Genomic DNA, 12,102 nt, shown 5'->3' with positions numbered 1-12,102 from the left:
AAACGACACAGGCCTGATCCTCGCGGACCAGGCCTGTGTTGTTTCTGCGCCCTTGGGGCCGGCAGCAGGCCGGCCCGGCTGGATCACGCTTTGATCGTCGCCAGGATGCGGGCTTCGATCTCGTCCAGCTCGCCCACGCCATCGACGCGGGCCAGGGTGCCACGGCCGGCATAGAAATCGACCACCGGGGCGGTCTGGTCGTTGTAGACCTGCAGGCGCTGGCGCACCGCTTCCGGATTGTCATCGGCACGGCCCTGCTCCTTGGCGCGACCGGCGATCCGGTCGACCAGCAGCTCGGTGGCTACGTCCAACTGCACCACGGCATCCAGCGGCTGGCCGATCTTGGCCAGCAGACCGTCCATCGCATTGGCCTGGGCCACATTGCGCGGGTAGCCATCGAGGATGAAGCCCTTGGCGACGTCAGCCTGGGTCAGGCGCGACTCCAGCATGCCCAGCAGGATGTCGTCCGACACCAGATTGCCGGCATCCATCACCGTCTTGGCCTGCTTGCCCAGCTCCGTGCCTGCGGCGATTTCCGCGCGCAGCATGTCACCGGTCGAAATGTGGGCAATGCCCAGCTTTTCCTTCAGGCGCGTCGCCTGTGTCCCCTTGCCCGAACCGGGCGGTCCCAACAGAACCAATCGCATTGACCTGACTCCAACGTGTTGAAAACAAAGAAGGTTCGCGTCCCGGACGGACCGGTATCGCTGCACCGCAATAGCGCCACTTTACCGCATCCGGGTAATGTCCCTGCAATGTCCTTTCCCCCGAACAGGTAGACGCATGCGCAACGGTACTCTTCTCTACGCCCAGTCCGGCGGTGTCACCGCGGTCATCAACGCCACGGCGGCAGCGGTGATCGAACAGGCCCGGGCCAAGGGCATCAAGGTGCTGGCCGCCCGCAACGGCATCCTCGGCGCCCTGCGCGAAGAGCTGATCGACACCAGCAAGGAAAGTGCCGCGGCCATCCGCGCGCTGGCCCATACCCCGGGCGGCGCCTTTGGCTCATGCCGGGTCAAGCTGAAATCACTGGACGCAGACCGCGCCCGCTACGACCGCCTGCTGGAGGTGTTGCGCGCCCACGATGTGCGCTGGTTCCTGTACAACGGCGGCAACGATTCGGCCGACACCGCGCTGAAGGTCTCGCAGCTGGCCAAGGCCTCCGGCTACGACCTGACCTGCATCGGCGTGCCCAAGACCATCGACAACGACCTGGCGGTGACCGACACCTGCCCCGGCTTTGGCTCTGCGGCCAAGTACACCGCCGTATCGGTGCGCGAGGCGGCGCTGGACGTGGCGGCGATGGCCGAGACATCTACCCGCGTCTTCATCTACGAAGCGATGGGCCGCCATGCAGGCTGGCTGGCCGCCGCCGCAGGTCTGGCCGGCAATGGCGAGGACGAAGCCCCGCACATCATCCTGCTGCCCGAGCGCGCCTATGACGAGGCCGCGTTCCTGGCCAAGGTGAAGGCGGTGGTGGAACGGGTGGGCTACTGCGTCGTGGTGGCCTCGGAAGGTATCGCCACCGCCGATGGTCGCTTCGTGGCCGATGCCGGCGGCGGCAAGGATTCGTTCGGGCATTCGCAGCTGGGCGGCGTGGCCGCGCACCTCGCCGGCCGGGTCAAGGACCAGCTGGGCCTTAAGGTGCACTGGGCCCTGCCCGATTACCTGCAGCGCTCGGCCCGGCACCTGGCCAGCAAGACCGACTGGGAGCAGGCGCAGGCGGTGGGCAAGGCCGCCGTGCAGTTGGCATTGAAGGGCCAGAACGGGGTGATGCCGGTGATCGTGCGCAGCAGCGATGCGCCCTACCGCTGGAAGATCGAAGCGGCGCCGCTGGCGAAGATCGCCAACCACGAGAAGAAGATGCCCGCCGGCTTCATCCGCCGCGATGGTTTCGGCATCACCGCCAGGGCGCGCGCCTATCTATCGCCGCTGATCAAGGGCGAAGCGCCACTGCCCTACGGCGCCGACGGCCTGCCCAGGTACGTCACGCTGAAGAACGTGGCGGTGAAGCAGAAGCTGCCACCCTTCGAGGGCTGACCCGACTAAGGGGACGGAGGGGATTAAGTCGCATACCCCCTCCCTCACCTCCAACAGCGTCGGCAGTCGGTCGGATACGACTTAATCCCCTCCGTCCCCTTTTCATGGAGGAACACCATGGCACTGCGTGTTGTTCGACTCGGTACGCCACGCGTGCCTGGCGAAGGGCTGCGCATCGGCACCGTGCGGCGGCCGCCGCGCGGTGTGCCGCGCAGCGAGTTCGCCCGGCAGGACTGGTATGACGTCTGGTTCCCGACCCTGTCACCCAGCGCAGCGCTGGTGAAGCAGGCACACGAGGCGAAAACGGCCGCCGACTGGAACGCCTTCTTCCGCCACTACACGACCGAGATGAAGGCGCCTGATGCCGCCCACGCACTGGACCTGCTGGCCGCGATGTCGCGGCACAGCGACATCAGCGTGGGGTGCTACTGCGAGGATGAGGCGCACTGCCACCGCAAGGCCCTGCGCGAACTGCTGGTGGTACGCGGGGCGACGCTGGCGGAGTGACGATTGCAGGGTTGCCGGCCAGCGGCCGGCACTACCCGTGGATGACCGCGTCGGTACACCGCCCACGCAATTTCAATTGCAGGACTTTCCTTCCATCTGCAACTGCGCGGCGAACATGGTCACCTGCGGAATCTGCCCGGCAGCCGCCTGCTTCTTCGCTTCTTCCAGGTAGATGCGCGACTGGCCCTGCCCGTCCAGCTCGACCTTGTTGCTCGATGGCAGCCGCCACACGCGCACCACCGCCTGCTGTGCCGGGCACGCGGCGTTGGGCACGCGGATTACATCATTGAGTTTCCAGCCCTTGTCGGCGCTCGGCTGCGCCTTGGCGTAGTCGACGAAGCGCGCGCGTGGCTGGCATTGTTCGCTCGTACGCACCGCAGAGAAGCGATACGGCTCGGCCGCCTGCCCGGTGAACGCACCTTCCAGGCGCGCACAGGCCTCGGGGATCTGCCGCAGCGTATGCACCGAGCCTACGGCCTGCGGCGCACCCACGGCGCGCTGCAGCTCGGGGGTTTCCGCAGCAAAGGCCGGCAGCGCCGGGACCAGGGCGGCAAGCATCAACAGGGGCATGCGCATGGGGATCTCCTTCAGGACTTTGCGCAGGCTTGCAGAGGAAGGCTTAACGGGGTGCAAAGGCCTGTGGCTCTCGAATCATGCCCATGGCCGGCGGCAGGGCCCGCGCGCATGGTGATGCGTTCATCTGGAGGGCACCCACGGGTCATGCGGCGCGGCTCGCAAAAGCCAGTCGAGCATGGCTCGACTCTACAAGTGGCCGGACGCATACTGCGGGCACCAGGGAATGCTGAACACCGCCATACGTCGGACGACCGCCAAGGTCGGTACGGGTTGGTTCCAGGCTGCAGCCCGTCGTCCCCCTCGTGGTGCCGTTCATCGCCACTGGATGCCTACATCCATTCTGCGGAGGGGTCTAATGCTGGAACGTCATGGGCTTTCATTGGCGCTGGGCTGCGCCATTCTCGCGATCCTGTTCGGAATCGTCTCGGCGCGCTGGATCCTGCGCCAACCCACCGGCAATGAACGCATGGTCGCGATCGCCACTGCGATCCAGGAAGGTGCGCGTGCCTATCTCAACCGCCAGTACCTGACCATCGGCGTGGCCGGCGTGGTGCTGTTCGTGCTGGTCGGCGTGTTCCTGAGCTGGTACACCGCGATCGGCTTCGCAGTCGGCGCGGTGCTGTCCGGCGCGGCCGGCTACATCGGCATGAACGTCTCGGTACGCGCCAACGTACGCACCGCCGAGGCCGCACGCCATGGCATCAGCGCGGCGATGGACGTCGCCTTCCGCGGCGGTGCGATCACCGGCATGCTGGTGGTCGGGCTGGGCCTGCTGGGTGTGGCCGGCTATTACGCACTGCTGCTGCGCATGGGCCTGCCGATGGAACAGGCGCTGCACGCGCTGGTCGGGCTGGCGTTCGGTTCGTCGCTGATCTCGATCTTCGCGCGGCTGGGCGGCGGCATCTTCACCAAGGGCGCCGACGTCGGCGCCGATCTGGTCGGCAAGGTGGAAGCCGGCATTCCCGAGGATGACCCGCGCAACCCCGCGGTGATCGCCGACAACGTGGGCGACAACGTCGGTGACTGCGCCGGCATGGCCGCCGACCTGTTCGAGACCTATGCGGTCACCGTCATCGCAACGATGCTGCTGGGCAGCCTGATGCTGGCCGAAGCCGGTGCCAATGCGGTGCTGTACCCGCTGGTACTCGGCGGCGTGTCGATCATCGCCTCGATCATCGGTGCGCTGTTCGTCAAGGTGAAGCCTGGCGGCTCGATCATGGGCGCGCTGTACAAGGGCGTGATCGTCTCCGGCGTGCTGGCCGCGATCGCGTTCTACCCTATCACCACAGGACTGATGGCCGACAACGTGCACGGGCCGATGGCGCTGTATGGCTGCGCGCTGATCGGCCTGGTGCTGACCGGCCTGATCGTGTGGATCACCGAGTACTACACCGGCACCCAGTACAAGCCGGTGCAGCACGTGGCGCAGGCCTCAACCACCGGCCACGGCACCAACATCATCGCCGGCCTCGGCATCTCGATGAAATCCACCGCCCTGCCCGTGGTGGCCGTCTGTGCGGCAATCTGGGGCGCCTACGCGCTGGCCGGCCTGTATGGCATTGCCATCGCCGCCACCGCGATGCTGTCGATGGCCGGCATGATCGTCGCCCTCGATGCCTACGGACCGATCACCGACAACGCCGGCGGCATCGCCGAAATGGCCGAACTGCCTTCGGAGATCCGCGACATCACCGATCCGCTGGATGCGGTGGGCAATACCACCAAGGCCGTCACCAAGGGCTATGCGATCGGCTCGGCGGCGCTGGCCGCGCTGGTGCTGTTCGCCGACTACACCCACAACCTGCAGGCGGCCAATCCCGGCCAGGAATTCCGCTTCGATCTGAGCGACCACACGGTGATCATCGGCCTGCTGATCGGCGGCCTGATTCCCTACCTGTTCGGCGCGATGGCGATGGAAGCGGTCGGCCGCGCAGCCGGTGCGGTGGTGGAGGAAGTACGCCGGCAGTTCCGCGACATCCCCGGCATCATGCAGGGCACCGGCAAGCCGCAGTACGACAAGGCGGTGGACATGCTGACCCGCTCGGCGATCCGCGAAATGATCGTGCCCTCGCTGCTGCCGGTGGCGGTGCCGGTGGTGGTCGGCCTGCTGCTGGGGCCGCGCGCTTTGGGCGGCCTGCTGATCGGCACCATCGTCACCGGCCTGTTCGTGGCCATTTCCATGACCACCGGCGGCGGCGCCTGGGACAACGCCAAGAAGTACATCGAAGACGGCCACTTCGGCGGCAAGGGCAGCGAGGCGCACAAGGCGGCAGTGACTGGCGATACCGTGGGTGACCCGTACAAGGACACGGCCGGTCCGGCGATCAACCCGCTGATCAAGATCATCAACATTGTGGCGCTGCTGCTGGTGCCGCTGCTGTAAAGGCCTTCTGTAGAGCCGAGCCCATGCTCGGCTCACCGGCTTCGCGGGATCGGAGAGCAGCCGAGCATGGGCTCGGCTCTACAAGGTCACCGCCCGCGCAGGAAAAACGACACCGGCACCATCACTTCCACCGGGTCGTCGGCCACTTCGGCCGGCGGCGCCGGTACCGGACTGGCACGCTGCACGGTGTCCAGCGTCTCCTGGTCGAGCAGCGCAAAACCACTGCTGCGGCCCAGCGTCAGAGCCGAGACAGCGCCATCGCGGGCCACGGCGAAGCGCACGTACACCACACCCTGCTGGCGCAGCCGCTCGGCCTGGCGTGGATAGCGGCGATGCTTCTGCAGATGCCCCAGCAGGCGACTTTCCCAGGTGGCTTCAGCGCGACTGCGCTCGCCGGCGGTGGTCTGCGGTGCGGTGTAGCGTGCGGCGGCGTCGGCCGCCACCTGCGGCGGCGCGCTGGTCTGCGCGACATTGGCCTCGGCGGTGTCCGGCGAGGGCGTCGGCTCCGGCGTACGCGGCGGCGGCAGATCACCCTGCGGCTGCACCGGTGCCTTGGGTTGCTCACGCAGAGCCGGCTTCGGCGCCTGTCGCTGCTGTTGCTGCTGCAGGGGCCCGGTTGCCACCTCGCGCGGCGGCACCGGAGGCGCCTGTGCCATCGGTGCCAGCTCCAGCATCAATGCAGCGGGCGGCGCTACGGCGGCCACCGCCGGTGCGCGCGCCGGCCACCAGCAGGTCACGCCAATCAACAGCGCATGCACCAGCAGCACGATCGCCAGGCTGGTCGCCCAGCGCCGCAGTCCGCTCATCGCGCGCCCTGCTCCAGTCCAACCAGTGCCACCTTCAGGTAGCCCGCAGCACGCAGCGCATCCAGCGTTGCCATCAATTCACCGTAAGGCACACGGGTATCGGCACGCAGGAACAGACGCTGCGAGGTGTCACCGTGGGTGGCTACCTGCAGCGCAGCTGCCAGCCCGTCGCGTGCCACCGCTTGTTCGCCAACGCGCAGCGACAGATCGGCCTGCACGGTGACGTACACCGGTGCCTGTTCCGGCGGCGTGGCACTGGCATTGCTGGCCGGCAGCTGCACCGGTACCGACACGGTGGCCAGCGGTGCCGCCACCATGAAGATGATCAACAGCACCAGCATCACATCGATGAAGGGCGTGACGTTGATCTCGTGCGCTTCTTCCGGCGTGTCGTCGCGGTCGGACGCGGTCCTGATCGCCATCGCCGCGCCTCAGTGCACCGCACGCAGCGGCGTCGCTGCGCTACGCGGAACGGCACGATCGAGATCGCGCGAGACCAGCTGCTGCACGGCCGCCGACAGATCGCCGAGCAGGCCCCGCAGGCCGGCCAGCACGCGACTGAAGTGGTTGTAGACCAGCACTGCGGGAATCGCCGCGACCAGGCCGAGCGCCGTCGCCAGCAGGGCCTCGGCAATGCCGGGTGCGACCACCGCCAGGTTGGTGGTGTTGCTGTGGGCAATACCGATGAAGCTGTTCATGATGCCCCACACCGTGCCGAACAGGCCGACAAACGGCGCCACCGCGCCGATGCTGGCGAGCACGCCGATGCCGCGCCGCTGCACGCGCGCGGTTTCCAGTTCGATGCGGTCCAGGCGCGAAGCGATGCGTTCCTTGATGCCGTCGCGGCTGTCCAGATCCTGCGACAGGCGCAGTTCGGTGCGGGCGGCGTCCAGCATCGCCCGTGCGATGCCCTGCTGCACACTGGCATCCGCGCTCTCGCCAGGCAGGCTCGGCACCTGCAGCAACAGCGCGCGCGCCGCCCGCAGCTGCCGGGCCTGGCAAGCCAGCTCCCAGCCCTTGGCCAGCAGCACGGTCCAGGTGGCCAGTGACGCCAGTGCCAGCGCGATCATCACGGCTTTCACCACCACGTCGGCGGCCAGGTACATGCCCCACGGGGTCAATGCGGTGGCGGCCACAGGGGCCAGGTCAGCAGGCAGCATCGTCTCGGTTTCCATCAGCGTCAGGGGTCGCTGCGCGACGACGGGCCGCGCGCGGATCATTGGCGTCGTTCACTTCCACGACCGGATTGGACTCCAGCCGCGGTGCGGGTCGACTGAGTACGTAGCCGGCGCTGACTGCAAAGAACAGGCCCACGCCCAACAACAAGCGCCACGACGGCTGTGCGCCCCAGCAGAACAATGCGAAGCCCACCGCCATGCCGGCACTGGCGAACGCCTTGCCCTTGCGCGACACCGCACCCTGCTCACGCCACAGCCGCAGTGACGGGCCGTAGCGCGGATGCGCCAGCAGGCGCTGCTCGAACTTCGGCGAGCTGCGCGCGAAGCAGCCTACGGCCAGGATCAGGAAGATGGTGGTCGGCATCACCGGCAACAACGCGCCGATCACGCCAAGGCCGACCATCACCCAGCCCAGCGCGAACCAGAGCCAGCGCATCAGCGCTGCACCCGCGGGTGGCGGGCGTTCATCAGGCGAATTCCACTTCAACGTGGCCGTGCACGCTGCGGAACGCGGCATCGGCAGCGTCGATCACCTGCTGCTCCTGCTCGGCGCTCATCGGCACCGCGTCCAGCGCGGCGGTGAACTCGCGCCAGTGACGGGCGGCGCCATCCGGATGGGCGGCCAGGTGGCGGGCGCCGAAGTCACGGTCCAGGCCGAGCTTGGCTGCCATCTTGTATAGCACGGTACCGCCCAGGTTGGAGCCTTCGGCCACGTACAGCCAGCCCAGCGCGGCCGGCAACGCGAGATCCGACGGCAGCGCGGCGATGTCCGCCCCCGGCAGGGTCTGCTCCAGGTCCTGCAGGTCACGTGCCACCTGGGTCAGGCGGCGGCGCTCGCCAAGATCGGGCAGCAGTGCGTCCAGTGCAGGGTTGGCGTACAGCGCATCGATGCTGCGGTGGAAGCGATACTGCACGCGCAGGAAACGGGCGAAATTGCTGCGGTCGGCGAAGATGTCGCCGGCCATGATGCGCTTGTCCAGCGCGCCATGGCTGTCGCGGGTGGCGGCCTTGAGCCGCAGGCTGCGGCTGTCTTCAGGAGCAATGTGTGCGTTCATTGGGGGGGAATGCCAGGAGGGTCGTCCTGCTGTAGACGTTCGCCGCGGGGCTTTCCCCAAGCTCGTCTGCGCCGATAATGAGGCATCCCTTCTTCCCGCAGGAACCGACGATGATCACCACCGAACCGCGCATGACCAACCTGTTCCTGCAGCTGGGCCTGGATGCCAGCGCCGAGAGCATCGCCCGCTTCATCCGCGAGCACCAGCTGGCCACCGACGTTGAAGTGGTCGAGGCGCCCTACTGGAACGATGCCCAGCGCCAGTTCCTGTCCGAATCGCTGCAGGCCGATGCGGCATGGAGCACCGTGGTGGATGAGTTGAACGAGTCGCTGCACGAAGATGCGGTGAAGGCCGCGACCGGGTTGTAAGCAGACGCCGCGCGTCGCCCGGCGCTGGCGATTGCACGGCAGAATCGGTGCGGACCAAGGCCCGCACCCACCGAGGTCGGTCGGGGCCCGATGGGGTCAGAGCCCTTTCCACAGGAAAGGGATCCGACCCCGCTGCCAGATCACCCGTCGATCAATACTTCCAGGTCAACGCCAGGCGCGCGGTGCGGCCCGGGGCCGGCATCACGCCCAGGGCGAGCGGATCCAAGTAGTAGCGATCGGTCAGGTTGTCCACGCCCGCTTCCACCGACCACTGGTCGTTGAAGTTCCAGCTGGCGAACAGGTCGACCAGCGTGGTCGGCCGGTACAGCTGCTGGATCGCCGACAGGCCGACGTTCCACTCCTTGTCAAGCTTGCTGATCGGGCCGGCGTTGTGGATCACGCGGGTACCGAAAGTCAGGCGCTCGTCGAACAGGCGCGAACCCAGGGTCATGTTGACCATGTAGCGCGGCGGGTTCTGCGTGTTGGTATACGAGCCTTCGAAGCCGCCATCCACGCAGTCCGGCGTGCCGGCCAGCTCCGCGTTCCTGCGCTGCACGCCATACGCGCGACGCTCGGCGGCGATGTCCGGCGCGCAGGTCTTGGCCTTGAAGTAATAGTGCGCGGACAGATCGGCGAACACCTTGCCGCTGTCATAGCTGGACTGAAACTCCATGCCCGATACCTTGAACTGGTCGACATTGCGGATCAGGCCCGCCGACAGCGTGCGGTAGTCGCGGGTGATCAGGTCGTCGATGCGGGTATCGAAGTAGGCCAGCTTCAGCGCCAGGCGGTCACCGGCAGTGAACAGGTCGTAGCGGATGGTGCTGGCACCGATTTCCCAGCTGCGCGCGCGCTCCGGCTTCAGCTCGCCTACCGGCTTGGCCGCGGTGAACAGGCCCAGCGTGGTCTCGAACAGGCTCGGCAGCTTGGTGCCCTCGGCGTACTTCACGTAGACCATGGTGTCCTCGCTGAAGCGATAGGCGACGCTGGCGGTCGGCGAGAACGCGGTGTCGCGGCGGCGGATCGGCTGCGACCAGGTCCAGCTGACCGGCACTTCCAGATCCTGCGCCTTGCCAGCGTCGTAGAAGTTCCAGCCGCCGATGTCGCCGACCGTGCCATTCTTGTACGGTGAGGCCAGCAGAGATTCCTGGGTGAAGTTTCCGTTGGCGTCCGGGTACCAGTTCAGCAGCGCGATGCGTTTGGCACGCCACGAAGGCAGCGCCGGGTTGCCGTTGAGCAACTCGGTGTAGCGGTACTGGCCCTGCACCTCGTAGGCATCCGGCGTGGCCAGTCGGTTGCGGTCATGCACATCCACCCGGTTCCAGCGGCCACCGGCCAGCAGCTCCCAGTGTTCGTCGGGCTGCCACTTCAGCGACGCCACGGCGCTGTATTCCTTGCGCTCGGCGTTGCGCAGGAAGCGGTTGTTGACCAGGTCATCGTGCATGACCGGACCGGAGCTGCCCGGTGCAATGTCTTCATCGCTGTAGGACAGGCCGTAGTCCAGCGTGAACGCACCGGCACGGGTGTCGAACTTCGACGTGTTGCTGGCATCCAGGCTCAGGCGCTTCTGCCGCAGCGGGTTGCGGTAGGCATCCTTGTAACCGGGGTCGCCACTGAAGCTGGGCGCGTCATACCACTCGGTGCGGCGGTCGAAGTACCACGGGGTGATGCCGGTCAGGCTGTTGTACATCACGCTGTCGGTATCGTTGTATGCAGCGTTGACGCGCAGGTCGACCAGCTCGCTGTCCGGGTTGAAGCGGTAGCGCAGGCTGTAGCTGTCCATGTCGACATGGCCCGGGTCCCACTGCGGAATGCGATCGCGGTCGACGCGAATGATCTGCGACGCCATGATCTCGCCGGCAGTGCCTTCGTAGCGACGGTAGCCGGCTTCCAGGGTCTGCGCATCGTCGATGCGCCAGGTGCCCTTGAGCAGCGCCGACTTCGAACGCGACGAGGTGTTGAACACTTCGGTGCGCGGTGGATTCAGCGGCGCCAGCGTACGACGGGTCTGCGGGAAATCATCGTAACCGTGCTTGCCTGAGAAGTAATTCCCGTTGTCGCGGTAGGCATAGGCGGCAACCAGGTCGAAGCGGTCCCAGTGACCGGCGCCGGCCACATTGAAGAACTGGCTGCCAGTAGCGCTGCGATCGGTGCGCGGGGCGGCACTGTAGGCCGGCATGTTGTTGGCGCTGGCATTGGCCAGGCCGCCACGCACGCGCACGCCAAAGTCGCGCCCCTCGCGCAGCACGTCACCGATCTTCAGCGTCTCCATCTCGACCACGCCGCCGATGCCGCCGGAGGCGTTGGCCTGCAGGCTCGGGCCCTTGGTGATGGTCAGACTGGAGATCAGGTCCGGGTCGAGGTAGGTGCGCTGTGACTGGCCGGCATAGCCGCGGTAGGTATCCATGCTGGACTGGCCGCCATCGATGATCACCGGCACGCGACCCTGGCCTTGGATGCCGCGGATGTTGACATCGAAGCCGTTGCCAACGCGCGGATCGCCGGCGGTGACGCCGGCCACGCCCTTGACGATGTCGCCGTTGGAGGTGCCGCGGAAGCGCTCCAGGTGCGTGCGGTTGAGCGTGGTGGTGGAACCCACGCTGCGGTAGCTGTCGAGCAGGCGCGCCTCATCACTGGTCGCGCCACCGTCGACGCGGTCGCCGGCCACGCTCAGCGTGTCGGTGACGATCACACCGCTGTCGGCCTGCACCGGCGTCGCCGCTTCCAGAGTGACTGCATCTGCGCTGACGCGGCGCACCGCCAGGCCACTGCCCTGCAACAGCTGCTGCAGCGCCTCGTTGGCCGGCAGGCTGCCATTGACCGCGCGCGAGGTTACGCCCTGGGCCAGGGTGGCCGGATACACGACCTGCACGCCGGACTGGCGCATGAAGCTGCGCAGCGCATCGTCCAGCGGCTGCGCCGGGATGTCGAAGCGTTGCACGGCAGCGTGGTTGCCGCTGGCGCTCTGTGCCAGCACGGACGGTGCGGCGCTGGCCAGGCCGGCGGCCAGCAGGGCGATGCACAGGCGGGACGGGCGCAGCACGCGGCCCGGGCGGTGGGAGTCGAACATGGGGAACCTGTCAGGTAATCGGTGCCGCAGGCGCGGCGTCATCCACGGCATGCGTGGACACGGCGACGTACGTGGCGGCGGCGGGTACGTTCGCGGGGTAAGACGGGTGGCGCGGCAGG

General features: G+C 67.3%; 12 protein-coding genes. 4 read left to right on the top strand and 8 right to left on the bottom strand.

All coding sequences use genetic code 11. The features are described 5' to 3' along the window. Positions 1 to 83 precede the first annotated feature (83 nt). Complete coding sequence (locus D7Y61_RS17555) at positions 84 to 647, bottom strand: adenylate kinase (RefSeq protein WP_180868142.1); 564 nt, start codon at positions 645 to 647, stop codon at positions 84 to 86. A 136-nt stretch (positions 648 to 783) separates the two neighbouring features. Between D7Y61_RS17555 and D7Y61_RS17550 the strand changes: the two genes are divergently transcribed. Together D7Y61_RS17550 and D7Y61_RS17545 are read left to right on the top strand one after the other, a co-directional pair. Next, positions 784 to 2,040, top strand: coding sequence for a 6-phosphofructokinase (locus D7Y61_RS17550; protein ID WP_180868140.1), 1,257 nt, complete (start codon positions 784 to 786; stop codon positions 2,038 to 2,040). A gap of 117 nt (positions 2,041 to 2,157) precedes the next feature. Beyond that, positions 2,158 to 2,547 (top strand): DUF488 domain-containing protein, encoded by a 390-nt coding sequence (locus D7Y61_RS17545; protein ID WP_180868139.1) that lies wholly within the window; start codon positions 2,158 to 2,160, stop codon positions 2,545 to 2,547. Positions 2,548 to 2,619: 72 nt separating this feature from the next. Here the strand turns inward: D7Y61_RS17545 and D7Y61_RS17540 are convergent, their stop codons facing one another. Next, a complete protein-coding gene (locus D7Y61_RS17540) occupies positions 2,620 to 3,123 on the bottom strand; it encodes a hypothetical protein (RefSeq protein WP_180868137.1) in 504 nt (167 codons plus the stop codon). A 355-nt stretch (positions 3,124 to 3,478) separates the two neighbouring features. Between D7Y61_RS17540 and D7Y61_RS17535 the strand changes: the two genes are divergently transcribed. Further along, positions 3,479 to 5,506 carry a sodium-translocating pyrophosphatase gene (locus D7Y61_RS17535; RefSeq protein ID WP_180868135.1) on the top strand — a complete coding sequence of 676 codons (2,028 nt, stop codon included), beginning with the start codon at positions 3,479 to 3,481 and terminating at the stop codon, positions 5,504 to 5,506. 86 nt (positions 5,507 to 5,592) lie between these two features. Here the strand turns inward: D7Y61_RS17535 and D7Y61_RS17530 are convergent, their stop codons facing one another. The 5 genes from D7Y61_RS17530 to D7Y61_RS17510 are packed head-to-tail and all read right to left on the bottom strand — an operon-like array spanning position 5,593 to position 8,545. Beyond that, the gene (locus D7Y61_RS17530) at positions 5,593 to 6,312 is read right to left on the bottom strand and encodes an energy transducer TonB (RefSeq protein ID WP_180868133.1); all 720 of its coding nucleotides are present in this window, start codon (positions 6,310 to 6,312) and stop codon (positions 5,593 to 5,595) included. Next, positions 6,309 to 6,734 carry a TonB system transport protein ExbD gene (gene exbD / locus D7Y61_RS17525; protein WP_180868131.1) on the bottom strand — a complete coding sequence of 142 codons (426 nt, stop codon included), beginning with the start codon at positions 6,732 to 6,734 and terminating at the stop codon, positions 6,309 to 6,311. Before exbD ends, D7Y61_RS17530 begins: the two co-directional genes overlap by 4 nt. 9 nt (positions 6,735 to 6,743) lie before the next feature. Continuing rightward, entirely contained in the window at positions 6,744 to 7,472 is a 729-nt protein-coding gene (gene exbB, locus D7Y61_RS17520; RefSeq protein ID WP_180868130.1) for a tonB-system energizer ExbB, read from the bottom strand. Next, positions 7,459 to 7,926: a YbaN family protein gene (locus D7Y61_RS17515; protein WP_180868128.1), complete on the bottom strand. Its 468-nt coding sequence runs from the start codon at positions 7,924 to 7,926 to the stop codon at positions 7,459 to 7,461. The genes exbB and D7Y61_RS17515 overlap by 14 nt, the downstream gene beginning before the upstream one ends. A gap of 31 nt (positions 7,927 to 7,957) precedes the next feature. Further along, positions 7,958 to 8,545 (bottom strand): biliverdin-producing heme oxygenase, encoded by a 588-nt coding sequence (locus D7Y61_RS17510; protein WP_180868126.1) that lies wholly within the window; start codon positions 8,543 to 8,545, stop codon positions 7,958 to 7,960. Between the two features lie 110 nt (positions 8,546 to 8,655). Between D7Y61_RS17510 and D7Y61_RS17505 the strand changes: the two genes are divergently transcribed. Continuing rightward, positions 8,656 to 8,913: a DUF2789 domain-containing protein gene (locus D7Y61_RS17505; protein ID WP_180868124.1), complete on the top strand. Its 258-nt coding sequence runs from the start codon at positions 8,656 to 8,658 to the stop codon at positions 8,911 to 8,913. A gap of 151 nt (positions 8,914 to 9,064) precedes the next feature. Here the strand turns inward: D7Y61_RS17505 and D7Y61_RS17500 are convergent, their stop codons facing one another. Next, positions 9,065 to 11,983, bottom strand: coding sequence for a TonB-dependent receptor (locus D7Y61_RS17500; protein WP_180868122.1), 2,919 nt, complete (start codon positions 11,981 to 11,983; stop codon positions 9,065 to 9,067). Between the last annotated feature and the right edge of the window lie 119 nt (positions 11,984 to 12,102).

Origin of the sequence: Stenotrophomonas maltophilia, assembly GCF_013464485.1 — a bacterium.
Classification (GTDB): domain Bacteria; phylum Pseudomonadota; class Gammaproteobacteria; order Xanthomonadales; family Xanthomonadaceae; genus Stenotrophomonas; species Stenotrophomonas maltophilia_AW.
Note: the sequence above shows the minus strand (reverse complement) of the source record. Positions and strands in the feature narration are given on the sequence as shown.